Genomic DNA, 24,696 nt, shown 5'->3' with positions numbered 1-24,696 from the left:
TGCGTGAAACTGCATGTCATCAGGCGCTTGGGCCAGGGTTCGGACAGAATACCACGAATGAATTTCCTTTCACTGACAGAGACGGGCAGCGCAATTCTGGCGCTGCTGATTGTTGCGAGCATGTTCGTCATGTTCCTGCGCGAGGTTTATCCGGCCGAGGTCGTGGCCATCGGTGGTGCCTCACTGATGCTGGTCACTGGGATCCTGCCCTATCAAAGCGCGCTGGCGGTCCTGTCCAATCCCGCGCCCTGGACGATTGGGGCAATGTTCATCATCATGGGGGCCTTGGTGCGGACCGGGGCCTTGGACGCCTTCACGTCGACCGCGCAAAGGCAGGCGCAGGTCAACCCGCGTATTGCCATCGGATTGCTGATGGGATTTGTCGTGCTGGCCTCGGCTTTTGTGTCGAACACGCCCGTTGTTGTGGTCATGATCCCGGTTTTTGTTCAGATCGCCCGCACGCTGAACGTACCCGCGTCAAAGCTGCTAATTCCACTCAGTTATGCCGCCATTCTTGGCGGGACACTGACACTGATCGGAACGTCCACCAACCTGCTTGTGGATGGTGTGGCCCGCGCGCAGGGGATGAAAGCTTTTACGATATTCGAAGTCACGCCGCTGGGGATTGCACTGGTGATCTACGGCATGATCTATCTGCGTTTCATCGCCCCCAGATTGCTGCCTGAGCGGGACAGCATGGCCTCGCTGCTCAGCGATCGGTCCAGAATGAAGTTTTTCACCGAAGCGGTCATTCCGCCCGACAGCAACCTGATCGGGCGTGAAGTGACCGGCGTTCAGTTGTTCAAACGCCCCGGCGTGCGTCTGATCGACGTGGTCCGGGGCGATGAATCGCTGCGGCGCAATCTGAAGGGCGTTGAATTGCAGGTCGGTGACCGCGTGGTTCTGCGCACCGAGATGACCGAACTTCTGAGCCTTCAGAGCAACAAAGAGCTGAAGCGTGTGGATCAGGTTTCCGCTGTCGAGACCAAGACGGTCGAGGTGCTGATCACACCCGGATGCCGTTTGGTGGGTCGGACCCTTGGAATGATGCGACTTCGGCGCCGGTATGGTGTCTATGTGCTGGCCGTTCACCGACGCAATCAGAATATCGGTCGCCAGTTGGATGATCTGGTGGTTCGGGTAGGGGATACATTACTGCTGGAGGGCGCCCCGGCAGATATCCAGCGCCTTGCCGCGGACATGGACATGGTGGATGTCAGCCAGCCCTCTGCACGCGCCTTCCGTCGCAGTCATGCACCGATTGCAATTGGCGCGCTGGTCGGGATCGTCGTCTTGGCGGCATTGGGTGTCGCGCCGATCCTGCTGTTGTCGATTGTGGCCGTAGCCGTGGTTCTTCTGACCCGTTGCATCGATGCGGACGAGGCGTTTTCGTTTGTCGAAGGTCGCCTGTTGGCGCTGATCTTCGCGATGCTCGCCATCGGTGCGTCACTGGACAGCTCTGGCGCGGTTTCACTGATTGTCGAGGCCGTGGCACCGGGACTAAGCGCTTTGCCGCCCTTCCTGATCATCTGGGCGATCTATCTGCTGACTTCGGTGCTGACCGAACTGGTTTCCAACAATGCGGTCGCAGTTGTGGTCACGCCTATAGCCATCGGGCTGGCCCAGGCCGTCGGAATGGACCCGCGCCCGTTGGTAGTTGCGGTTATGGTGGCGGCTTCGGCATCCTTTGCAACACCGATCGGGTACCAAACCAACATGATGGTCTACGGCCCTGGCGGCTACAGGTTCACCGATTTCATGAAGGTGGGTGTTCCGCTTAACCTGACGGTCGGATTGTTGGCATCCCTTCTTATTCCATTGATCTGGCCTTTGTGATTTCGGCGCAGAATCGCCACTTTGGCGAAGCACATCTTGCAAAGACCCAAGGGCACACGATCTTTTGCGAAGAGGGTTTGCAAAAGGATTTGACCGATGCAGCATTTGGGTCGCGCAATATGGGCGGGTGCAGCAACTTGGGCAGCTTTAAGCAGTGTCGCTATTGCCGGTATTGTTGAAGGGACCGCAACGTACCGAGAGCGCATTGCACTGCCACCGGACGCAACCCTTTATGTTGAGCTTCAGGATATCTCGCTGGCCGATGCCCCCGCTGTCACTCTTGCCGCGCAACGGTATGCGCTGAGCGGGGTGCCCGCGCAGTTCAAATTGACCTATGACGACGCGCTGATCATGGATGCTCATCGCTATGGCGTGCGGGCTTCAGTGATGCAGGGGCAAAACTTGCTGTTCACCACAGATACTGTGTACCCGGTTCTGACGAATGGGGCAGAGAATGCCGCCGATCTGCTGTTGGTTCAGGTCCAGGGGCAGGGGGCGGCAACGCTGGACAACACCCAATGGACCGCCTCGGGCCTGAATGGTGCGCCTATCGAGACCGAAAAACGCCCTGAGCTTGTCTTTGATCAGGATGGCGTCTTTTCAGGCAGCAGCGGCTGCAACCGGTTCAGTGGTCGGGCCGAGATCTCCGGTAATCGTATTGCGTTTCCTGACAACATGGCGGCAACACTCATGGCTTGCCCACCTCCGTTGGACGCGGTCGAGCGGCAATTCCTGCAAGCCTTGCAGAACGTCACGACCTTCGCGATGCAGGGCAACGCTCTGGCTCTGCTGGATGCGCAGGGCCAGCCGGTGATCAAACTGGTGCGCAGGTAACCGTGAAAGTGCGTCAGGCGACGGCCCTTGAACGCCCGGCATTGCGACCGGAAAAGATGCAGCCGCCCAGGAATGTGCCCTCCAGCGCGTTGTAGCCGTGATAGCCGCCGCCGCCGAATCCGGCGACTTCACCAGCAGCGAACAGGCCCGGCACGACATTGCCATCTGATCCAATCATCTGACTGTCCAGATTGGTTTGCAACCCACCCAAGGATTTGCGTGTCAGGATATGCAGCTTGACGGCAATCAGCGGGCCGTTGGCCGGATCCAGAAACTTATGCGGTTTGGCTGTGCGGATCAGTTTATCTCCGCGATAATTGCGCGCGGCAAGGATCGCCATCATCTGCGCGTCTTTCGAAAAGGGGTTGTCGACCTGCAAATCCCGGGCTTCGATCTGGGCACGCAGATGAGCCTCGTCTATCGGAGTGTCGCCCAGATGGTTCATGCCGTTGACCAGTTCAGTCAGCGTGTTGGCAACAACAAAATCCTCACCCTTTTCCTTGAACGCCTCAACCGGGGCAGTTGCGCTGGAACCTGACAGAATGCGTTGGCGGATAACCTCTTTCCAGCTACCTGAAGTGAAGTCGGGGTTTTGTTCCGACCCGGACAGCGCAAATTCCTTTTTGATCACCTTCTGGGTCAGAACGAACCAGCTGTATTCATATCCGGTTTTCAGGATCTCACGCAGAGTTCCCAGAGTGTCGAACCCCGGCAGACAGGGCGGTGCCAGGCGGTTGCCCCTGGCATCAAACCACATTGAACTTGGGCCGGGCAGGATACGAATGCCATGGGCGGGCCAGATCGGGTCCCAGTTGCGCACGCCTTCGGTGTAGTGCCACATCCGATCACCATTGATGACATGGCCGCCCGCCTTTTCGCTGATTGCGATCATGCGGCCATCGACGTGAAAGGGCACCCCTGCAACCATATCTTTGGGCGGCTCACCCAAACGGTCCCGGGGCCAGTTTTGACGCACCATGTCAAAATTGCCACCAATACCGCCGGACGTGACGATGATCGACGGGGCATAAACTTCGAACTCGCCAACCTCATCGCGGTTGGTTTTGCCACCGCGCTGGGAGGTGTCATCGGCCAGAATTTCTCCGGAAACACCTTTGGCGGTTCCGTTCTGCATGATGATATGGCTGACCTGGTGGCGGAACTTCATCTGGATCAATCCGGCGCTGACATGGTCGCGGACGCGTCGGATAAATTGTTCCAGAACGCCGGGGCCGGTGCCCCATGTGATATGAAAGCGCGGGACCGAGTTACCATGCCCAGTCGCATAAGACCCGCCACGTTCGGCCCAGCCAACGACCGGAAACCAGCGCAGGCCCATTTCGTGCAGCCATGGCCGCATTTCGCCAGCGGCAAACTCGATATAGGCTTCGGCCCATTTGCGGGGCCATGCGTCTTCGCCACGGTCAAATTGGGCGCTGCCCATCCAGTCGCGTAGCGCCAATTCGTGGCTGTCGCGTATACCCATGCGGCGCTGTTCGGGTGTGTCGACCATGAACAGGCCTCCAAGGCTCCAGAACGCCTGACCGCCCAAAAAGGTTTCGGGTTCCTGATCGACAATGATCACCTTCTTGCCCCGGTCGCCCAGTTCCGCCGCAGCTGCCAGCCCGGCCAACCCGGAACCGACGATAATCGCATCTGCAGTATTGTTTGTCATGAACACTCCTTTCAGCGGCGGCGGAACAAAGCGGTGAACGGTAGATCCAGGGCAGGCAACATGATGCCATAGACGGCCGAAAGCAGGGTCAGCGAAACAGGGCGGCCGGCAATGGCAACCTGATGATCCGCAATCAACCCCTCGCAAAGTTGCGTCAGATCAGCCTAAGCGAGGCGGAAAGGCGCAGGCAACCACGCCGTTGGGTCACTCGTATCGCTGGACGAAACGGCGCAGGATTTCGCCGGGCTGCGTGACCTTCGCCGAATGGCAGTGGTCGATCAGTTTCTGCGCGTCTTCGGGCGGGAAATAGCCGTGGTTCCTGTAGATGTTGATGCGTTGTTCAAAGTCTTTGGCATCGGCTTCCGGATGGAACTGAGTGGCATAGACGTTCCGGCCCCAGCGGATCATCTGGAACGGGCAGGGGTCGGACGCAACAAGGTGAACGCAGCCCTCGGGCAGGGCTTGAACCGCTTCTTTGTGGCCAACAAACGCATCAAAGGTGGCGTCCAACTCTGCGGTCAACGGGTCTTGTTGTCCTTCGGGGGTCAGGCGGCACCTGGATGGTCCCACAGGCTCGCCATACCGGGCTTTGCTCACGTTGCCATCCAAATGCACGGCCAGAATACCAAGGCCATAGCAACACCCCATGAAGGGATGATCCTGCGCGGTAATCTGCGGCATCAAACCCAGGATCGCTCCTTCGATCCGCGCATCCGTCGCGGATTTGGTCGCGGGGTCATCACTGACGCATCCCGGCCCGCCGCCTACGATAATCCCCGCATAATCGGTGACTTTCAGCCCTTCTGGCAGGTCTTCGCAATCCAGACGGATGCGATGCGTGCGTTCGGGTAACAACCCGCTGCGGTTCAGGATCGAGGCATATTCTGCGTCGGAGGCATCCGTTTCCGGGCGCAATTGCAGGATCAAAAAGCGTTTCATGAAAAGCCTTTACCCGTCACAATGGCCAGAAGACAAGGATGGCGGGGACGGAAACCACGATGATCAGAGCCTCCAGCGGTAGGCCCATGCGCCAGTAATCGCCAAAATGATAGCCGCCGGGGCCCAGAACCAGCGTGTTGTTCTTGTGACCGATAGGCGTCAGGAACGCAGCCGAGGCCGCAACGGCCACGGTCATCAGGAACGGGTCGGGCGACACCCCGAGCGTTTGGGCCATCTGGATGCCCACCGGGGCCGCGACGATGGCGGTGGCGGTGTTGTTCAGAACATCCGACAAGGTCATCGTCACGACCATCAGTACGGTCAGGATCGCCCATGCGGGCAGACCATTGGTCAGCTGAATCAGCGCATTGGCAATCAACTCGGTGCCGCCGGATGTTTCCAAAGCGCTGCCCAGTGGGATCATCGAGCCCAGCAGCACAACCACGGGCCATTCGATATGGTTATAAATTTCTGTGATTGGCATGACCTTGGTCAGCACAAAGGCTATGACGACAAGACCCAATGCGACGGGAAGGTAAATCAACCCAACACTGGCCGCGAAGACGGCAACTGCAAATAGACCGATGGCCAACAAGGCCTTGTCATTTGCCGTCACGTTCAACCCGCGTTCGGCCAAAGGCAGACACCCCAGCCAGTCGGTCACATCGGCGCTGCGATCACGGGGGCAAAGCAGCAGCAAGATATCGCCCGGTTCAACCTCGGTCTTGCGAACCTGTTCGGTGATCTGACGACCCTGACGTGAGATGCCCATCAGGACGGTGCTCTGGCGCCAAGCCAACCCGATACCCTGCGCTGTACGGCCGGCTATGCGCGCACTTTCCGGAACAACCACTTCGATCACTTCCAACCCGTCGCCTTCAGCCGTCAGCAGCTCCTGCCGTCGCGTGTCCGAGAAATCCAGTTTCAGCGCAGAACGGAATTCGTCCAGCGCTTCGGGGCGCGCTTCCAGTACCAGCGCGTCGCCATCGTTCAGTGTGGCATGGGTTGACCGGCCATATCGCCGTTTCCCATCCCGGATCAGGCCGATGATAGCCACGTCGGATTTTTCGGCCGTTTCATAAAGTTCGCTGACCCGTTTGCCGATATGGGCAGAGCCCGGCGGGATCGTCAGTTCGGCAATGTATTCGGCCAGAACCTCGGATGTTTCTTGTTGCACGCCGCGATTGGGTATCAATCGCCATCCGATCAGCGCGACAAACGCCAGACCGGCGATCGCTGCTATTCCACCAACAGGGGCGAAGTCGAACATATGAAACGGCTCGCCCAGCGTTTCCTGCCGGATCGAGGCGATGATGATATTCGGCGGGGTGCCGATCAGGGTGACCATGCCCCCCAGAATGGTGGCAAAGCTTAGCGGCATTAGGGAAAGGCCCGGGGGCCGACTTGCTTTTCGCGCGGTCTGAATATCCACGGGCATCAGCAGGGCAAGCGCCGCGACATTGTTCATGAAGGCCGACAGAATCGCACTGATCCCGCCCATCAGGGCGATATGCGCGCCCAGCCCTCGTGACGCATCAACCAGAGTTCGGGTGATCAGAAATACCGCACCTGACCTGACCAAACCGGCAGAGACTACAAGCACCAGCGCGACGATAATGGTCGCTGGGTGGCCAAAGCCCGCAAAGGCATCATCGACCGGCACAACACCCAGCACGACACCGATCATAAGCGCGGCAAAAGCCACAAGGTCGTATCGAAACCGACCCCAAAGCAGCATTCCGAAGACAGTGATGAAAAGCGCGAAAAGAATGATCTGATCTGTCGTCATGTCATCACCATACAAGGCGGTGAGGTCGTCGCAAGCCGCTCTCTTGATCCTGCCCCCCGCAAACGTCTATATGAGCGCCGAACACGCAAACATGATGACGAGGACGCACTATGGCAGGCCACTCCAAATGGGCCAACATCCAGCACCGCAAGGGGCGTCAGGACGCCGCGCGGTCCAAACTGTTTTCCAAACTGTCGAAAGAGATCACTGTCGCCGCCAAGATGGGCGACCCCGATCCCGACAAGAACCCGCGCCTGCGTCTGGCGGTGAAAGAAGCCAAGTCGAACTCGGTCCCCAAGGACGTGATCGACCGCGCGATCAAGAAATCGCAAGCGGGTGAAGGCGACGATTACGAAGAAATCCGCTACGAGGGCTATGGGCCCAATGGTGTTGCGGTCATTGTCGAAACCATGACCGACAATCGCAACCGGACCGCATCGACCGTGCGTTCGACCTTTTCGAAGAATGGCGGCAACCTGGGCGAGACCGGTTCGGTCGGTTTCATGTTCGAACGCAAAGGCGAGGTTGTTTACCCGGTGACCGCAGGGGATGCAGATTCCATTTTCGAGGCGGCCATCGAAGCGGGCGCGGAAGACGTCGAAAGCTCGGATGACGGTCACATCATCTGGTGCGCCGATACCGATCTGAACGATGTCTCCTCTGCATTGGAAACCGCGCTTGGAGAATCAGAATCCACCAAGCTAGTCTGGAAACCGACCACAACGACGGAACTAGGCCTGGAAGACATGCAAAAGCTGATGAAGCTGGTCGATGCTTTGGAAGACGATGACGACGTGCAGCGTGTCACGACCAATTTCGAAGCCACCGACGAGGTCATGGCGCAGCTTTAAGCTGACCCAATACCAACTCATTGAAACCCGGTCGCAACGGCCGGGTTTTTTGTTTTTTGATGGTCTTATTGAATTATTGGCTGAAACAATCGATGCACTTAGGCTGAAAGTGCGGGAAATACAGAAAACACGAAGACACAGTACGAATGACATCCGAAACTTCCGATCAGACCAAGCGCAACGTGCCCGTCCTGGCCGGGCAAAGTATCCTGTCTCAGGTCGCGTGGACGCTCGGCAGCCCGTCGGTTGTTTTGCCGTTTTTAGCCGTTTCCTTCGAGTTGCCGATGTTTGTAGCAGGGGCACTGGTGTCGGTGCGGATGGTCGGTTGCTTGATTGCCGACTTCTTTCTGGCGCAACCCGTTGCAGCAAGAAGCCGGAAGAAACATGCAATTGCGTTGACCGAAGCGGTCATTGGCGCCTGTCTGGTTCTGGCAATAGCTGCGGCCGCGACCGGGGCTGTCCCATTGATCGCAGTGGTTTTCCTGTCTGTATTTCTTGTGATCGGGCTTGTCAGCGAAGTGCAGACCTTGATGCTTACGGATCTGCTAGGGGACCATGTTCAGGCGCGTTCGCGCATGATCATGCAATATCTACAGCTTGGTGCAGGGGGGCTATGTGCCATTGGCCTTGCGTTGCTGGTGCATCAGATCACCAAGAATAATCCACCCTTTTCGCGCCATTCAGTCATGATTGGCGTTTCGGTTTTATTCTTCCTGCTGTCTGGTCTGTTCATGCTGGCGATAACAGAAACCGCGCGTGAGGTCGCGCCGACGACACCGCAGGAGTCCGAAAGGGGCATTTGGATTAAGGCGAATATCAAGGGTGTTCTGGGCATGTTCGAATACCAGTGGTTCCGGAGCTATATGATCATGCGTCTGCCCTTGGTTGCTGTGTCGCTGTCCGTTCCGTTCTTCGCGCTCATCGCAGCCGAAGCGCATCACAGCTCGACACAGGGATTGACCGCGATGATCGTCTCTTCCGCTTCGGGATATCTTGTATCGGGCCCTCTGTGGCAAATCATCAACATGAAATCCCATCGTGCGGTCATGGTGGTCGGGACATTGATGGTCGCCGCAACAGGCAGTGTTCTTTTGGTGTTCCACTATTTGGGCATCGACCATCAGATTCACTTGCATGCAATTGCACTGTTCGTTGTCACCGTTGCTGTGACCGGGACCAGCAGTGCGCGTAAGCTCTATTTTCTGGATGTGGCACCCAAAGAGCAGCGGGTGCGGGGATCGGCGGCGGTCAAGGCGTTCGCGCGTTTAACCGCGGTGTTGTTGTCTGCGGGCCTTGCCGCTGTCGCCCATATGCACGAGGTCGCGATGGCCGTCGCATTCATCGTCGTCGCCAGTCTGGTGTCCTGTATAAACTGCTACCGCATGATGCAACCAGAACGGAAAAAGGCGGAACAGCCCTCGAATTGAGTTTTTGGCGAGCGTCGCGAAAGCCTCAGAAGAAGGATGAAATCTCTTCCAGGGGTTTCTTGAGTTTTGCCACAGCAGGCACAGTCGCTCCTTCTGACGGGTGTCCCACCGCGATAATCATGGTTGGTTTTTCCGACGCGGGCCGGTCCAGCGCGTCGTTCAGAAACCGCATCGGGTTTGGGGTGTGGGTCAGGGTGCTGAGGCCCGCGTGATGAAGCGCGGCAATCAGAAAGCCGGTGGCAATGTTCACACTTTCCGGGACGTAGTAGTTCTTGTACCGCGTTCCATCCTCGAATTGCCCCCAGCGCTGGGCAAAAACCACGATCAGCCAGGGGGCGATTGTCAGATGTTCTTTGACCGCGTTGGTGCCGATGGGCTCCAGTGCCTTGATCCATTCATCCCCGGCGCCACCTGCGTAGAATCGGCGTTCTTCTTCTTCGGCTTCTTCCCGGATGCGGTGTTTCAGGGCAGGGTCCGAGATGGCTGCAAAATGCCAGGGTTGGTGATTGGCGCCTGACGGCGCGGTACCCGCGGTGCTCAGGCTGGTTTCGATTACCTCACGGGCAACGGGGCGGGGGCTGAAATCCCGTACAGTATGACGCTGACGCATCTTTTCGTAAAATGCCTGCGCCGCGCCCAGCATGTCTGTATCGCTGATGTCGCATCGATCCGGCAGGGGAATGGGGTCATAGCTAAGAGCGTCACGTGAGAACATCGGTTCCTCCGAAAATGTCGTGTTTGTTTAGTCGCTTTGAGGCGGAAGCAAAATCCGTTCTGAAGCTTTTTTGACAGCCTGGGTCAGTGGTTTGAGTGCGGGCGCGAGAACACGCCCAACCTGCCAGCTCAGCGCGACATCCAACGGCGCATCAGGTACGATGGGGCGCAACAGCCCTTGTTTCAAAGCCTCCTGCACCAGAGCCGCGGGGTTCATACCCCACCCAAGCCCGGCAATCGCCGCGTCCACAAATCCTTGTGAAGAAGGCAGGAAATGAGACGGGGGTGACAGACGTTTGCCAGTGTGTTGAACAATCCAGGCCCTTTGCAGCCCGTCCTTTTGGTTGAAAACCAGGCAGGGTGCCTTGCCCAGCTCTGCCTCGGTCACTTCGTCCCGAAACCAGGTGTTAATGAAATCCGGGCTGGCTGTTGGCAGATACTGCAACACGCCCAATGGGATCGCGTCGCACCCGGTCACTGTCTGACCACCAACAGTGACGGCGGCGCTCACCTCGCCCCGCCGCAGCCAGTCTGCGGAATGATCCTGATCGTCGATCACCAGATCGAAAAGCATGTCAGGCACCTGCGCCATCGCATCAACAAACCAGGTGGCCAGACTGTCTGCCGGTACGGCAATGCGGACGCGGGCGGACCTTGGTTCCTGCTCCAGCGTCAGTTCTCGAACCAGCTGTGCCTCAAGCAGTCCGACATCTTCCGCGTAACGGGCAATGCGCAGCCCGGCGGGCGTTCCGGTGCAAGGAGTGCCCCGATGTATCAGGGTGGCTCCAATCCGATCCTCAAGCGCCCTGATCCGCTGGGATATCGCCGAGGGTGTCACCGCCAGCTCTGCCGCAGCCGCATCAAAGCTGCCATGGCGCAGAATGGCAGACAAAGCGGACAGGTGAAGAGGATCAAGCAGCATTAGCCAGGCTTAACTTGGGATAACATCTTTAATTTGATAGATCGCACCGACGGCCTTAGTCAACGTCTTGCAGTAGTAGGAGATCCCATGCCCACGTCCATAATCGCCGGTTTCGCGCTGGGTTTCAGTCTGATTCTCGCCATCGGGGCACAGAACGCCTTTATTCTGCGACAGGGGCTGCGGCGTGAACATGTGTTCCTTCTGTGCCTGACCTGCTCAATGTCCGACGCGGTTTTGATCGTTGCAGGTGTCACGGGGTTAGGGACCCTGACCCATTCAGCTCCCTGGTTTGAACTTGTAATGCGATATGGCGGGGCCGCTTTTCTGACGTGGTATGGGCTGCGCAGCTTCGGGTCTGCCCTGCGGGGTGGCGCGGTGATGGAAGCGGGCAACGGTCCGCGAACCAGCCTCAAAACCGCGATGCTTACCGCTCTCGCCTTCACCTGGCTGAACCCGCATGTCTATCTGGACACAGTGGTTCTGATCGGCTCTATCTCGGCACAGTATGATAACCGGGTCGGATTTGCCATTGGGGCAGTCACTTCCAGCTTTGTCTTCTTCTTTTCACTTGGATACGGCGCTGGTGTTTTGTCTCCGGTGTTTGCGCGCCAGCGCGCCTGGCAGGTGCTGGACGCAGTGATCGGGGTCGTAATGCTGGGTATCGCACTGAAACTTGTTGTCATGTGAAGGGTTGTTCCCGACAGGGTTTCGGTGTTCAACCTAAGCCATGACATCGTTAGCCGTTTCGTCGCGCCCGCTTGCCGGTATGTTCTGGATGTTTACCGCCGGGCTGTCCTTTGTTGTGATGACCGCTTTGGTCAAATCTCTGGGCACGACGATGAACCCGATCCAGGCCGCATTTCTGCGTTATGCGCTGGGATTGGTGTTTCTGTTACCGGCCTTGCGGTCGATCATGGCGACCCGGCTGACACCCCGCCTGCTGACATTGTTCGGTTTACGCGGTGTCGTACACGCGATTGCTGTCATGCTCTGGTTCTTCGCCATGACACAAATTCCCTTGGCCGAAGTCACTGCCATGAACTACATGACGCCGGTTTATGTCACCTTGGGCGCAGCCCTGTTTCTGGGCGAGAAGCTGGCTTTTCGCAGGGTCGCCGCCATTCTGGTCGCCTTGGTGGGCGTGCTGGTCATCCTGCGCCCCGGGTTTCGCGAGGTCTCACAAGGTCACCTTGCCATGCTCGGAACGGCCCTGATGCTAAGCGGGTCCTATTTACTGGCCAAGCTTCTTGTCCGCGACGTGCCGCCTTCGGTTGTCGTGGCGCACCTGTCCATCTGGGTAACCATCGCCTTGATCCCCTTTGCGGTTGCCGTCTGGACCCGGCCCAGTATGCAAGAACTCGGGGTTCTGTTTCTGGTGGCCAGCTTTGCGACCGCAGGGCATTATTTCATGACATTGGCGTTGCAGGCCGCGCCTGTGGCCGTCACACAACCCGTCACATTCCTGCAGTTGATCTGGGCCACGCTTGTGGGTGCTGCGATCTTCCACGTAAGCGTTGACCTTTGGGTTGTGGCTGGCGGAACCCTGATACTGGGCGCTGTAAGCTTCATCTCATGGCGCGAGTTCATGTTGAACCGTCGGGACTTGACGCCTCCAAGTATTGCGCCGAAGCTGTGAAGTGACATCTCTGCACTTACATTGATTGACGAGTCAATAAAAACATCCTAGCTTGGTCGCATGACACCTGTATGGGGAAAGCGATGCCAAAAGTTGGAATGGAGCCGATCCGCAAGGACGCGATTGTTCGAGCGACGATTGCTGAACTGGGTGTCAAGAAATCCCTGGATGTAACCGTCAGCCAGATTGCCAAACGCGCGGGCATGTCCAGCGCATTGGCCCACCATTATTTTGGCGGAAAGGATCAGATATTTCTGGCCGCAATGCGTCAGATCCTCGCCGATTTCAGCGACGAAGCCAGGGCCCAGTTGAAAGCGGCCAAACCGGGCAACCGGGCAGAGGCGATTATCCACGCCTGTTTTGCCCCTTCGTGTTTCACACCTGACGTGACTGCCGCCTGGATGACCTTTTATGTGTTGGCACAGACAAACAGTGATGCGCTGCGTTTGTGGCAGATCTATCAGGCGCGCATCAGGTCGAATCTGATCCATGCCCTGCGCCCCAGGATGCAGGATCCGGTCGAAGCTGCTGAAAACATGATTGCTTTGATTGATGGGCTCTATATTCGCGCAGCGCTCAGCGCCCCGGAAGAACCGCAACTGGCCGTGAACCACGCAATGCGCGTGCTCGATACTCTGCTCGAGGCTGAAAAATGACAAAACCAAACATTCTGATCCTGATGGTGGATCAGCTGAACGGAACCCTCTTTCCCGACGGTCCCGCTGACTGGCTTCACGCCCCGAACCTGAAGAAACTGGCGGAACGGTCGACCCGTTTTGCCAACGCTTATACTGCGTCGCCGCTTTGTGCGCCGGGGCGGGCCAGCTTCATGTCCGGTCAATTGCCCTCACGCACCGGCGTCTACGACAACGCGGCTGAGTTCCGCAGCGATATCCCAACTTACGCACACCATTTGCGCAGGGCCGGGTATTACACCTGTTTGTCAGGCAAAATGCACTTTGTCGGCCCGGACCAGATGCACGGGTTTGAGGATCGCCTGACAACTGATATCTACCCGGCCGATTTTGGCTGGACACCGGATTACCGCAAACCGGGCGAGCGGATCGACTGGTGGTATCACAACATGGGATCGGTGACCGGCGCGGGTGTTGCCGAGATTTCCAACCAGATGGAGTATGATGACGAGGTCGCCTATAACGCAAAGGCCAAACTCTATGACCTTGCGCGCGGCAAGGATGACCGCCCATGGTGCGTGACGGTCAGCTTCACCCATCCGCATGATCCCTATGTCGCCCGTCGCAAATACTGGGACCTCTATGAAGATTGCGCGCACCTGCTGCCCGAAATCGCTGATATCGGCTATGAAAACCAGGATTCTCATGCCAAGCGGATCTTCGATGCCAATGACTGGCGCAGCTTCGACATCACCGAGGAAGACATTCGCAAGTCCCGCCGTGCCTATTTCGCCAACATCACATATCTCGATGACAAGATCGGTGAAATCCTCGAAGTGCTGGAAACGACACGGCAAGAGGCGATCATCCTGTTCGTCTCGGATCACGGTGACATGCTGGGTGAACGTGGCCTCTGGTTCAAAATGAACTTCTACGAAGGCTCGGCGCGCGTACCTTTGATGATATCGTCCCCGGATTTGCCTGCGGGGCGGATCGATACGCCGGTTTCCACCATCGACGTGACACCCACGCTCGGGGCTCTGGCAGGCGTTGACATGGACGAAATCGCACCATGGACGGACGGCGAAAACCTGGTGCCATTGGCGCAAGGTGGCACGCGAACCGCGCCTGTGGCTATGGAATACGCGGCCGAGGCATCTTACGCGCCGCTGGTGTCGCTGCGCTATGGCAAGTGGAAATACAATCGATGCGCGCTGGACCCGGATCAACTGTTTGATCTTGAGGCAGACCCGCATGAGCTGACCAATCTGGCAGACAGTCCCGAACATGCGGGCACGCTGCAAACCCTGCGGGCAAAGTCCGAGGCCCGCTGGGATTTGGAGCGCTTCGACGCGGATGTCCGCGCCAGTCAGGCGCGACGCTGGGTCGTGTACGAGGCACTGCGGCAGGGCGGATATTACCCATGGGATTATCAGCCGCTGCAAAAAGCGTCCGAACGCTACATGCGCAATCATATGGATCTGAACATCGTCGAGGAAAACGCCCGGTTCCCACGCGGCGAGTAATCTCTTCGTCTTTTTGAAAATACTCCCGCCGGAGGCGTTTTTCCCGGCGGGCGGGGAGTTGTGAATATGGAAGCAGATTTTGTCATCGTTGGCGCAGGGTCCGCAGGCTGCGCAATGGCATATCGTCTGAGCGAAGGTGGGGCCTCGGTTCTGGTGATCGAGCACGGTGGTACCGACTTGGGGCCGTTTATCCAGATGCCCGCCGCGCTCAGCTATCCGATGAACATGTCGCGCTATGACTGGGGATATCAGTCCGAGCCCGAACCGCATCTGAACAACCGCCGTCTGGCCTGCCCGCGCGGCAAGGTGATCGGCGGGTCATCGTCGATCAACGGCATGGTTTATGTACGCGGTCACGCACGCGATTTCGACACTTGGGCCGAGATGGGGGCCGACGGCTGGTCCTATGCGGATGTGCTGCCCTATTACAAACGCATGGAGACATGGCATGACGGTGGTCATGGCGGCGATCCGGCCTGGCGCGGAACCAACGGCCCGTTGCACGTATCGCGCGGCCCACGTGCGAACCCACTGTTTCAGGCCTTTGTCGATGCGGGTCAGCAGGCGGGATACGAGGTCACCGGCGACTATAACGGCGAAAAGCAGGAAGGCTTTGGCCCGATGGAACAGACCGTCTGGAAAGGGCGGCGCTGGTCAGCGGCGAATGCATATCTGAAGCCCGCGCTCAAGCGTGACAATTGCGATATCGTGCGGGGCCTTGCGTCTCGGGTTGTTATGGAAAACGGTCGCGCCACTGGCGTGGAATTGATCCGTGGCGGCAAGAAAGAGATCATCAAGGCCCGGCGCGAGGTCATTCTGGCTGCGTCCTCGATCAACTCGCCCAAGCTGCTGATGCTGTCCGGTATCGGCCCGGGCGCGCATCTGGCGGAACATGGGATCGACGTTGTAGCAGATCGTCCGGGGGTGGGTGCGAACCTTCAGGACCATCTAGAGCTGTATATTCAGCAGGCCTCGCTGCAACCCATTACGCTTTACAAACACTGGAACCTGTTCAGCAAGGGCCTGATCGGGGCGCAGTGGCTGTTTACAAAAAAGGGGCTGGGGGCGTCGAACCAATTCGAGAGCGCAGCCTTTATCCGGTCGAAACCGGGGGTGGAATACCCTGACATCCAGTATCACTTCCTGCCAATTGCGGTCCGCTATGATGGGCAGGCTGCGGCTGAAGGGCACGGATTCCAGGCGCATGTCGGCCCGATGCGCTCGCCCTCGCGGGGTGCAGTCACGCTGCGGTCGGACAGGGCTGAAGACGCACCTGTGATAAAGTTCAACTACATGAGCCACGAAGAGGATTGGGAGGATTTCCGCACCTGTATCCGACTGACCCGTGAAATCTTTGGGCAGGATGCGTTCAAACCTTACGCCGGTAAGGAAATTCAACCAGGTGCCTCTGTGCAAACGGATGAAGAGCTGAACGCCTTTATCGCGGAACATGCCGAAAGCGCCTATCACCCCTGCGGCACCTGCCGGATGGGGCGTGCGGATGACAAAGGTGCGGTGGTCGATCCCGAGGGTCGCGTCATCGGTGTGGACGGGCTGCGCGTCGCGGACAGTTCGATTTTCCCGCAGATCACCAACGGCAATCTCAACGCGCCCTCGATCATGGTGGGCGAGAAAGTATCGGATTCCCTGCTGGGCAAAGACCCGTTGCCCAAGGCCAATGACCGCCCGTGGATTCACCCGGGCTGGGCAACCGCGCAGCGTTAATCCTTCTGAACTGCCCCCGGTTGAATGCGTAAATTTTCGGCGCTTGCCGGGGGTATATTAGCAAAAAGTTCAGTGTTCTTGTCCAGATAAGCCTGAGCCACGTTTCAGAACAACTTGCCCTCTGCACGGCAGGATGGCGCGTGGTGTTGTATTGAAACTCGCGGGATTATTGCGGGTAGTTGATCCCGGTCAAAGCGAAAGCCCGGTCACGCTTCTATCACTGATTTGCAACGACATATGAAGGAGCGAACAGAGATGTCTCACACCCCGCATGAACTGGCCGAAGAGTTTCCGGACAAAGTTGAACTGATGAGCCAGCTCAAGCAAACGGATGCGCATTTTGCGCGGCTGGCCGATGAATATCATGAGGTCAACCGCGAAGTTCACCGCGCCGAAACCAATGTCGAGCCCATGGAAGAACTGGCAGAGGTTGACCTGCGCAAAAAGCGCGCGGCGCTGAAGGATGAGATTTGGGCGATCCTGTCCAAGGCTTAAACATAGTGACGGGGGCTCTGCCCCCGTCGTGACCAGAGACGCTACACCGGTGGGATAATAAATCAGACTAAGATCAAGTCACTTCATAGGGCAGGGTGCCGCGAATATGGGTGTCGATGCTCAGACGGCGTTCCAGCGGCGGGACCGAACGCTGGTGGCAGGTTTGCCGCTCGCAGATGCGGCAGGAAATACCGATAGGCTCGTAGGCGCTGGCATTGTTGATGTCGAGGTTATCAGCATAAACAAGAGCCGGGGCATGACGGACCTCGCATCCCAGCGCTATGGCGTATCGTCTGACCGGAGCGCCAAACGAGCCCCCAGATTTTGAGACATCCCGCGCCAGCGAAATATAGCGAACACCATCAGGCGTTTCCGCCAGTTGCCGCAGGAAATGCCCGGGCGTTTCAAAGGCCCGATGCACGTTCCAAAGCGGGCAGGCCCCACCAAAGCGCGCAAATTGCAGGCGTGTGGCCGAGTGCCGCTTGGTGATCGTACCGGCCTGATCAACCCGGACGAAGAAGAACGGGATACCCTTGGCGCCGGGACGCTGTAGTGTCGACAGCCGATGTGCAACCTGCTCGACCGACGCCCCGAAACGGTTGCTGAGCAGCTCCAGATCGTGACGCTCTTCCTGAGCGGCGGTCAAAAACGCGGTATAAGGCATCAGAGAGGCACCAGCGAAATAGTTAGCAAGTCCGATCTTGGCGATGGAGCGAGCCTGGTCGCTTTGGAATTTGGCGAAATCCAGCGTCGCCTCCAGCAACTGGTCCTGACTGATCAGCGCAACCTGCAACAGAAGTTGGAACACTTGCGTCTGCGGCGCAGCACGGGAGGACAGGCGCAAAATTTTGCTGTCGACATCATAAGCGCGCAAGGGGCCCGTATCTGAAAAAACCACCTGAATTCCACGCTCTGAAAGGCTGCTCAGGGCGGCTTGCCGGATACCGCCGGGGCCGTCGGCGCGGTTGGCAAACAGTTCCGCAGCCCTGTCCACGGCGTCGATGTAGTTGTCGCAGTAGTGGAAGAAATCGCGCACTTCTTCCCACGGGCTGGCCTGAATGCGCGCATCTTCGCGTCCCAAAGCCTCGTCCAGCGAGGCAAGGCGTTCATGTGTCTGCCGATAGGTTTTATGCAATTCGATAAACGCCCGCGCCAGAGCCGGGGCGTTGGAAGCTGTCAGGCGCAGATCTGCCAGTGGGGGCTGAATGTCCGAAAAAACAGGATCGGCCAGCGCCTCGCGCATGTCTGAAACAAGACGTTCGCTGTCGCCGGTGCTGAGTTCGGTAACATCCATTCCGAATTCCTGCGCCAGAGCCAGCACAACCGTGGTCGAGATCGGCCGGTTGTTGTTCTCCATCTGGTTCAGGTAGGGCAGTGAAACTCCCAGTTTGGCGGCAAATTCGCGCTGCGTCAGAGTCAGGCGCGTACGCATTTCGCGCAGTTTCGCGCCCGCATAGAGCTTTTGAGTGGCCATAGGGTGCCTTTGCAAGTTTTCCAATTGCCGAGGATAACTTTGCAAAGTCATTGGGGCAAGCGGTTACAGCCCTAATTGCCGTTCTCTTCGTACGACAGTTGAAATTGCGACGATCGCCAGAACGGCTGTTGCCAGCATCAGCCAAAGCAGCGGCATCGCGCCGGTTTCACGCGTCAGCAAGGCACCTGCCAGCGCGCTCAGCCCGGCGCCGCCGCCCAACATGATGGCGCCACTCAGGCCCGAGGCGGTTGCAGCCAGGTGAGGGCGCACTGATAGCGCGCCCGAGGTTGCGTTGGGGATGACCATGCCATTGCCGACGCCCACAAATGTCATGAACCCAAAGAAACTAAGTGCGGTTCCGCGGTCCGCTAAAAACAGAAATGCCGATACAGCGACGCCAAACGCATTGAACAGGCTTCCCCACAGCACCATGCGGTTCACGCCGAACCGTACTGAAAACCGCCCACTCATAAAGTTACCTACAAAATACCCAACCGCAGGGGCGCCAAAATAAATGCCAACCTGTGCCGCGCTCAACCCGAACAGTTCTGTGCCAATGAACGGTGCGCCGCCGAGGTAGGCGAAAAACGAACCCGAAGAGAAGGCGCAAGCCAGTGAGTACCCCCAGAACCGTGGCGAGGTTAGAAGTTCGGGGTATTCCTTGAATTGCTGGACAAGTGTCTTGCCGCTTTTTGCCGATGTTTCCCCAAAGTCCGAATAGGTCAGTGCCATAGTCAGCAGACCTACGGCAAAGGGCAGCCAGAAATTCGCTTTCCAACCAAAACTCACTTCCAGCAAGCCGCCGATGGCAGGGCCAATCATTGGAACCACGGCCATGCCCATCGTCACATAACCGATCATCGAGGCAGCTTGATCCTGATCGTACATATCCCGCACCGCAGCGCGGCTGAGAACCATACCGACGACCACAACCGCCTGACACATCCTGAACGCCAGAAAAACCGTAGCATTGGGGGCAAAGATGCATCCCAGGGTTGCCATCAGGAACAGGCCTAGGCCCCAAAGCAAAACCGGCCGTCTGCCTGCCTGATCCGCGATTGGACCTATGAGAATTTGCAGAATGGCATTGATCAGCAGATAAAGCGCAATCGACAGCTGCATGACCTTGTAATCGGTTTCGAAATACTCGGCCATGTTTGGCAGGCTGGGCAGAAACAGGTTCATGCTCAGGGCGGAAAGGCCCGAGAGTAAAACAAGCGTCGCCAATGTGGGTGGTGTGCGGTGGACCGCGTCAGAGCTGAACTGCATGGTTCACATGTATAACCGTGGATTTTCGGATTGCCAGTCATTCGCAGAATTGCTCGTGAAAATTCGCAGTTTTGCAATTATCCAAATTACTGTTGCTGAAATTTTGCAAATTTGCCGAAAATAGCTTTGGATGAGCGGCCCAAACAGGTAGGGTCCCGGCAAATTAATAAGGGGATAGTCGTCATGAAAGACATTCTTTCCGAATTGGAAGCCCGTCGTGATAACGCACGTCTGGGGGGTGGGCAGAAACGGATCGATGCCCAGCACGCACGCGGCAAGCTGACCGCACGTGAACGGATCGAACTGCTGCTGGACGAGGGCAGCTTTGAAGAGTTTGACATGTTCGTCAGCCACCGCTGCACCGATTTCGGGATGGAAAAACAAAAGCCTGCGGGTGACGGTGTCGTCACCGGCTGGGGCACGATCAACGGGCGCATGGTTTATGTGTTCAGCCAGGATTTTACCGTCTTTGGCGGATCGCTGTCGGAAACCCATGCTCAGAAGATCTGCAAGATTATGGACATGGCGGTGCAGAACGGTGCGCCGGTGATTGGCATCAACGATTCGGGCGGCGCGCGCATTCAGGAAGGTGTGGCTTCGCTGGCAGGTTATGCCGAAGTGTTCCAGCGCAACATTATGGCTTCGGGCGTGGTGCCGCAGATCAGTGTAATCATGGGCCCCTGTGCCGGTGGTGCAGTGTATAGCCCGGCGATGACCGACTTTATCTTCATGGTCAAAGACACCTCTTACATGTTCGTGACTGGCCCGGATGTGGTGAAGACCGTAACTAACGAAGTGGTGACTGCCGAGGAACTGGGCGGGGCTTCGACCCATACCAAGAAATCCTCGGTCGCTGATGGCGCGTTCGAAAACGACGTCGAAGCTTTGGCCGAGGTGCGGCGCCTGGTGGACTTCCTGCCCCTCAACAACCGCGAAAAGCCGCCCGTGCGCCCGTTCTTTGACGAACCCGGCCGGATCGAGGCTTCGCTGGACACTCTTATCCCAGAGAATCCGAACACCCCCTACGACATGAAGGAACTCATCGCCAAAGTAGCGGATGAAGGCGATTTCTATGAAATTCAGGAAGATTTTGCCAAGAACATCATTACCGGGTTCATCCGGTTGGAAGGTCAGACCGTTGGCGTCGTCGCAAATCAGCCGATGGTGCTGGCCGGGTGTCTGGATATCGACTCGTCACGTAAGGCTGCGCGCTTTGTACGCTTCTGTGACTGTTTCGAAATCCCGATCCTGACACTGGTCGACGTTCCTGGCTTCCTTCCGGGAACAAGCCAGGAATATGGCGGTGTCATTAAGCATGGGGCCAAGTTGCTCTTTGCTTATGGTGAGGCGACCGTTCCGAAGGTTACGGTGATTACCCGAAAGGCTTATGGCGGTGCTTATGACGTTATGGCCTCCAAGCATTTGCGCGGTGATTTCAACTATGCCTGGCCCACCGCCGAAATCGCGGTCATGGGGGCCAAAGGGGCGACCGAGATCATTCATCGCGCCGATCTGGACAATGCGGACAAGATTGCGTCTCGCACTAAGGATTACGAAGACCGATTTGCAAATCCCTTCGTGGCAGCCGAGCGCGGCTTCATCGATGAGGTGATCATGCCGCATTCGACCCGCCGACGTGTGTCCCGGGCATTTGCCAGCTTGCGCGGCAAACAACTGAAAAACCCGTGGAAAAAGCACGACAATATCCCGCTGTGATCCTTCTGGGGGCGGGGTGATCTGCCCCGCTCAATCTTTGACCGTCACAGCGGCTCCGAGGCTAATACTCCCTCAAATTGAGGCGGAATTGACAAAAACCGGCAAATAGTAGAATGATCCGACCCGTCAGACATAGAACCGCGCAGACCAATCGTACTGCGCGCGCGACCCCGGAAGGAGGAGCTCGCCGCTGGTGGGTCCGGGGCCGCGCCATTTGTCTGATTGCTCTCACCTTCAGCCATCCAGCTTTTGCGGACACCGATACGTTGCTGCCGGTGCCGTCGGGCCAGCCAGTGCAACTGAGCGATGTCCTGCTGGACAACAATCCTGGCGAGCTTTGGCTGCGCTTTCGCTTCATCGCGCCCAGAATAGGCGCGTCAGTGGGGCGGATCGGGTATGATGTGGCGTCGAAGGATATGGAGCACCTGTGCCAGATTCTGGCCGTTCCATATGTCGCGCAGCATGAATTGCAGCCGGCGCGGGTCGTGATCTCTTTGTCCGATCGCCCGGTTGAGTTTGGTGATGCCGCCCCTGATGCGACCCAGTTTTTTGAGGCCTACCGGCTGGAGCAGTCCAAGTGTATCTGGGAGGGGCTTTGACCATGACCGCAAGATTCCATGAGTACAAAGCATCTCAAACCAACTGTGCGGCTTTGGAGGTGCGCATCATGAACCCATCCCTTTTCGGGCTCGAATTGCTTTTGTCTGCAAGTATGACACAAGGGGGCCTTTCATGCTGAAGCATCGTGGTTTTCCCGGTCGCCTTTCAGGCACAGACTTTCAGTTCACCATTCGTCGCGCCAACCCAAAGGGCGTTACACCGTTAACGCGGCGGGAGCGGTTTCGGGATCGTAAACCTGCGGACAAGCGCGCTGATATTGCGTTCATGGAAGCCCTTTGGACCCATTTCGGTGACCAGCCGTTCGAACGGGGCAATCTGGATGCCGGGCGTTTGAGCTGGCTGTTCGGGCGCGAAGTCATTCCGGCAGAAGACCCCTTTGATCCGGCCAGCTATGATGCCTTGCTTGTCATCGACGTAGACGCTGCGCGCGCATCCTTCCCGGACATCATCGACGGGATGGACTGATTGTGATATTCGCAGCCGTACATAAGCCAATCACTGCCGGTTTCGGGAAGATCCTGCCCGAAACCGGGCAGGATTTGTGTGTGGTCTCAGAAGTTCAACTGCGCCGCAAGCTGAACACGGCTGCCATCAAAGGTTCTGCCGGTGGGCGCGTCGTTCCGCTCGCCATAGATATACTCGGCGCTGAGCGTCAGACTGTCTGTCGCCTTGTAGAACGCGTTGACATGGATCGTTTCCAGCTCGGTGAAGGACAGGGTGCCGGTCGAGGTCGGCAGATCATAACTCTCGCGACCATAGGAAATGCCAACGTTCAACTTCGGGCTGAGGTCCTGCCTGAATTCCACGGTATAGCCATCCACATCGTTGGCCTGTCCTCCGACAATGGCATCGCCGAGACCGATCAGGTATGGCCCAAGCGCCTCACCAGTGACGTAGTTGACCTGGAACAATCCACCTTGCCAGGGGCGAATGCCGCCCGACAACGTAAAGCCCGTCTGATCCACTTCGACATTGCCGGAATTGGCTTTGCCGTACAAAACGGCTCCACGGGCAATATATGTGCCGTCGTTATACTCCGCCGAGGCCGTCAGGACGGGATCATCGGAATTCGACCCGCTCACGTTCTCTTCGATCGAGACCGCAAACTGTGCATTGCTGCCAAGCTGCCCAGTGTATCTCAACTGCGGGACACGGGCGAATGCGATACCCACCGGGCCGTTGAATTCGACGGTGGTCGGGTAGGTGTCCAATGGTTGGAAGTTTGTCCAATACTGACCGATCAGGAACTGGTCGCCAATGGTGATGTTGGCATGGCGTATGCGCAATTCAGCCGTGCCACCGGAACCGAACAGGTCAAGCTCAAGCTGTCCGCCAATGTCACCGATCCCGCTTGGGGTGGTGGTACGCAGTCCGATCCGAGATTGGCGAACGGTTGCCCCGAAGGTGCCGTCGGTCGCGGCCGAGGGTTCGCCGATAACATTCACGAACGCTGTATCCCCCTGATCGTAGTCGAAGTCATAAAAGAAATCGGCCTTCACGTATCCGTAAATGTCCAGAACGGTGTTGCCGATGCGGAAATCTCCGTTGGCGGGGCTGCTTTTGCCGGCTTCCAGCGCCTCGATCCGTGCGCGCAAAGCGTCGAGTTCAGCCTGGGTCTGGGCGTCCTGAGCGAAAGCAAACGTGCCAGTCACACTGAGCGCAGAGGCAGCGAGCAGGAGTGCCTTTTTTCTAGTCATAGTCATGTGGGTGTTCCTTTGAGTGCGAGTGTGCCCAAGGACCGTTTCACGCAGCAGAAATCTTTGGAAATCACGAGAAAGAGAATAGAACCGTCTGATTTCTCAAGAAAATGTGCCTTTTTCGGCTTCTTGAATCACGGCGTCTTGAACCTGTCATCTAACGCACTGCTGCGAGGGAATTCCTTCGCCTGTGCAGTAGCGGCGATTCGTGATGTTGCAGTCGCAGAAAACATCGGAAGCGGCCCCTTTCGTCACGAAACTGTGACGGTAAACGGGTCTATCGCGCTGGTAATTCCCATGAATGCTGTCGGCACGAAGTTGCGCGCCATGTTGCGGCTTGGGCAGAAACCAGCCGAGTTGCCCTTGGGAAACAATACTGTGTTTGCCCAACGGATTGTGCCGTGCAATCTGAATGGGCCGTGCGGCTCTACTTTGCCTGCGCCGCACATGCACCTACTATTCCGTACCCCTTCCTTGCGCGGGCAGGCTTGTGTTCCCCACATAGACCTGTCCGCGTTTTTCTTTGTGGGCCGCGCAGCCAAAAAGTGGCGATATCCCGCACAAAACCTGCCTGCAACCCCATTGATATTGAATAACAAGCCGCATTTCGCGCATCTGGCCCTAAACGAACCAAGAAACCTAAAAGGGCAGACACAATGCGATTCTCGAAACTCATCCTTGTTGCGGCGACCTGTGCTGGTCTGGCCGCGTGCGGTGACACCACGGGCGAACAGGCAATCCTCGGCGGCGGTGCCGGGGCTGTGGGGGCCGCGGTCCTCAATGCCGACCCGCTGTTTGGCGCGGCCGTCGGCGCAGCGGGCAACGTGCTGTACTGCAAGACGCAGAACACCTGTAACTAACGCAAATCTTTCGGGGCGCCTGGCGCCTCAGCCATCATCGCGCATCACGCCGTCG

At 57.7% G+C, this 24,696-nt stretch carries 22 protein-coding genes; 14 read left to right on the top strand and 8 right to left on the bottom strand.

Annotation, left to right across the window (positions count from 1 at the left end):
- The first annotated feature begins 57 nt into the window (after window positions 1-57).
- Together ACR0ID_RS06860 and ACR0ID_RS06855 are read left to right on the top strand one after the other, a co-directional pair.
- A complete protein-coding gene (locus ACR0ID_RS06860) occupies window positions 58-1,836 on the top strand; it encodes an SLC13 family permease (protein ID WP_480604531.1) in 1,779 nt (592 codons plus the stop codon).
- 96 nt (window positions 1,837-1,932) lie between these two features.
- Entirely contained in the window at window positions 1,933-2,670 is a 738-nt protein-coding gene (locus tag ACR0ID_RS06855; RefSeq protein WP_480604529.1) for a YbaY family lipoprotein, read from the top strand.
- A gap of 13 nt (window positions 2,671-2,683) precedes the next feature.
- Here ACR0ID_RS06855 and ACR0ID_RS06850 read toward each other — a convergent pair whose 3' ends face one another.
- The 3 genes from ACR0ID_RS06850 to ACR0ID_RS06840 form a co-directional block, all read right to left on the bottom strand.
- Window positions 2,684-4,345, bottom strand: coding sequence for an FAD-binding dehydrogenase (locus ACR0ID_RS06850; protein WP_480604527.1), 1,662 nt, complete (start codon window positions 4,343-4,345; stop codon window positions 2,684-2,686).
- 204 nt (window positions 4,346-4,549) lie between these two features.
- The gene (locus ACR0ID_RS06845) at window positions 4,550-5,284 is read right to left on the bottom strand and encodes a glutamine amidotransferase (RefSeq protein ID WP_480475801.1); all 735 of its coding nucleotides are present in this window, start codon (window positions 5,282-5,284) and stop codon (window positions 4,550-4,552) included.
- Window positions 5,285-5,300: 16 nt separating this feature from the next.
- Window positions 5,301-7,073 carry an SLC13 family permease gene (locus ACR0ID_RS06840; protein ID WP_480516194.1) on the bottom strand — a complete coding sequence of 591 codons (1,773 nt, stop codon included), beginning with the start codon at window positions 7,071-7,073 and terminating at the stop codon, window positions 5,301-5,303.
- 110 nt (window positions 7,074-7,183) lie between these two features.
- Between ACR0ID_RS06840 and ACR0ID_RS06835 the strand changes: the two genes are divergently transcribed.
- Both ACR0ID_RS06835 and ACR0ID_RS06830 read left to right on the top strand, forming a co-directional pair.
- Window positions 7,184-7,924: a YebC/PmpR family DNA-binding transcriptional regulator gene (locus tag ACR0ID_RS06835; protein WP_480475805.1), complete on the top strand. Its 741-nt coding sequence runs from the start codon at window positions 7,184-7,186 to the stop codon at window positions 7,922-7,924.
- Window positions 7,925-8,070: 146 nt separating this feature from the next.
- On the top strand, window positions 8,071-9,351 hold the full coding sequence (locus ACR0ID_RS06830) for an MFS transporter (protein ID WP_480604524.1): 1,281 nt from the start codon (window positions 8,071-8,073) through the stop codon (window positions 9,349-9,351).
- 25 nt (window positions 9,352-9,376) lie between these two features.
- On the opposite strand, the gene ACR0ID_RS06825 is transcribed toward ACR0ID_RS06830, so the two are convergent.
- Together ACR0ID_RS06825 and ACR0ID_RS06820 are read right to left on the bottom strand one after the other, a co-directional pair.
- The gene (locus ACR0ID_RS06825) at window positions 9,377-10,066 is read right to left on the bottom strand and encodes a nitroreductase family protein (RefSeq protein ID WP_480475809.1); all 690 of its coding nucleotides are present in this window, start codon (window positions 10,064-10,066) and stop codon (window positions 9,377-9,379) included.
- Between the two features lie 27 nt (window positions 10,067-10,093).
- Window positions 10,094-10,987, bottom strand: coding sequence for a LysR family transcriptional regulator ArgP (locus ACR0ID_RS06820; protein WP_480604521.1), 894 nt, complete (start codon window positions 10,985-10,987; stop codon window positions 10,094-10,096).
- Between the two features lie 87 nt (window positions 10,988-11,074).
- Here ACR0ID_RS06820 and ACR0ID_RS06815 point away from each other — a divergent pair, with 87 nt between their 5' ends.
- From ACR0ID_RS06815 to ACR0ID_RS06790, 6 genes are all read left to right on the top strand, one after another.
- Window positions 11,075-11,674, top strand: a complete 600-nt coding sequence (locus ACR0ID_RS06815) for a LysE/ArgO family amino acid transporter (protein ID WP_480554041.1) — start codon at window positions 11,075-11,077, stop codon at window positions 11,672-11,674.
- A gap of 40 nt (window positions 11,675-11,714) precedes the next feature.
- Complete coding sequence (locus ACR0ID_RS06810) at window positions 11,715-12,623, top strand: DMT family transporter (protein WP_480604519.1); 909 nt, start codon at window positions 11,715-11,717, stop codon at window positions 12,621-12,623.
- A gap of 83 nt (window positions 12,624-12,706) precedes the next feature.
- Window positions 12,707-13,279, top strand: coding sequence for a choline-binding transcriptional repressor BetI (gene betI / locus ACR0ID_RS06805; RefSeq protein ID WP_480604517.1), 573 nt, complete (start codon window positions 12,707-12,709; stop codon window positions 13,277-13,279).
- Window positions 13,276-14,784: a choline-sulfatase gene (gene betC / locus ACR0ID_RS06800; protein ID WP_480516210.1), complete on the top strand. Its 1,509-nt coding sequence runs from the start codon at window positions 13,276-13,278 to the stop codon at window positions 14,782-14,784. Before betI ends, betC begins: the two co-directional genes overlap by 4 nt.
- 66 nt (window positions 14,785-14,850) lie before the next feature.
- Complete coding sequence (betA, locus tag ACR0ID_RS06795; protein ID WP_480554044.1) at window positions 14,851-16,509, top strand: choline dehydrogenase; 1,659 nt, start codon at window positions 14,851-14,853, stop codon at window positions 16,507-16,509.
- A gap of 255 nt (window positions 16,510-16,764) precedes the next feature.
- Window positions 16,765-17,004 (top strand): HP1242/YdcH family protein, encoded by a 240-nt coding sequence (locus ACR0ID_RS06790; RefSeq protein WP_480475823.1) that lies wholly within the window; start codon window positions 16,765-16,767, stop codon window positions 17,002-17,004.
- Window positions 17,005-17,077: 73 nt separating this feature from the next.
- On the opposite strand, the gene ACR0ID_RS06785 is transcribed toward ACR0ID_RS06790, so the two are convergent.
- Both ACR0ID_RS06785 and ACR0ID_RS06780 read right to left on the bottom strand, forming a co-directional pair.
- Entirely contained in the window at window positions 17,078-18,478 is a 1,401-nt protein-coding gene (locus tag ACR0ID_RS06785; protein ID WP_480604513.1) for a helix-turn-helix domain-containing protein, read from the bottom strand.
- A gap of 63 nt (window positions 18,479-18,541) precedes the next feature.
- Window positions 18,542-19,747 (bottom strand): multidrug effflux MFS transporter, encoded by a 1,206-nt coding sequence (locus ACR0ID_RS06780; RefSeq protein WP_480604511.1) that lies wholly within the window; start codon window positions 19,745-19,747, stop codon window positions 18,542-18,544.
- Window positions 19,748-19,930: 183 nt separating this feature from the next.
- Between ACR0ID_RS06780 and ACR0ID_RS06775 the strand changes: the two genes are divergently transcribed.
- The 3 genes from ACR0ID_RS06775 to ACR0ID_RS06765 all read left to right on the top strand — a co-directional run bounded on the left by ACR0ID_RS06775 (window position 19,931) and on the right by ACR0ID_RS06765 (window position 22,549).
- The gene (locus tag ACR0ID_RS06775; RefSeq protein WP_480554047.1) at window positions 19,931-21,463 is read left to right on the top strand and encodes an acyl-CoA carboxylase subunit beta; all 1,533 of its coding nucleotides are present in this window, start codon (window positions 19,931-19,933) and stop codon (window positions 21,461-21,463) included.
- 113 nt (window positions 21,464-21,576) lie between these two features.
- Window positions 21,577-22,062, top strand: a complete 486-nt coding sequence (locus ACR0ID_RS06770; protein WP_480604509.1) for a DUF6497 family protein — start codon at window positions 21,577-21,579, stop codon at window positions 22,060-22,062.
- 133 nt (window positions 22,063-22,195) lie between these two features.
- Window positions 22,196-22,549 carry a hypothetical protein gene (locus tag ACR0ID_RS06765; RefSeq protein WP_480475833.1) on the top strand — a complete coding sequence of 118 codons (354 nt, stop codon included), beginning with the start codon at window positions 22,196-22,198 and terminating at the stop codon, window positions 22,547-22,549.
- An 86-nt stretch (window positions 22,550-22,635) separates the two neighbouring features.
- On the opposite strand, the gene ACR0ID_RS06760 is transcribed toward ACR0ID_RS06765, so the two are convergent.
- Window positions 22,636-23,787 (bottom strand): DcaP family trimeric outer membrane transporter, encoded by a 1,152-nt coding sequence (locus ACR0ID_RS06760; protein ID WP_480493766.1) that lies wholly within the window; start codon window positions 23,785-23,787, stop codon window positions 22,636-22,638.
- 650 nt (window positions 23,788-24,437) lie between these two features.
- Between ACR0ID_RS06760 and ACR0ID_RS06755 the strand changes: the two genes are divergently transcribed.
- Entirely contained in the window at window positions 24,438-24,641 is a 204-nt protein-coding gene (locus ACR0ID_RS06755) for a hypothetical protein (protein WP_480475837.1), read from the top strand.
- Window positions 24,642-24,696 lie beyond the last annotated feature (55 nt).

Source organism: Ruegeria sp. AL2, assembly GCF_056540845.1.
The sequence above is the reverse complement of the archived record's forward strand: the minus strand, read 5'-3'. Positions and strand labels throughout refer to the sequence as shown.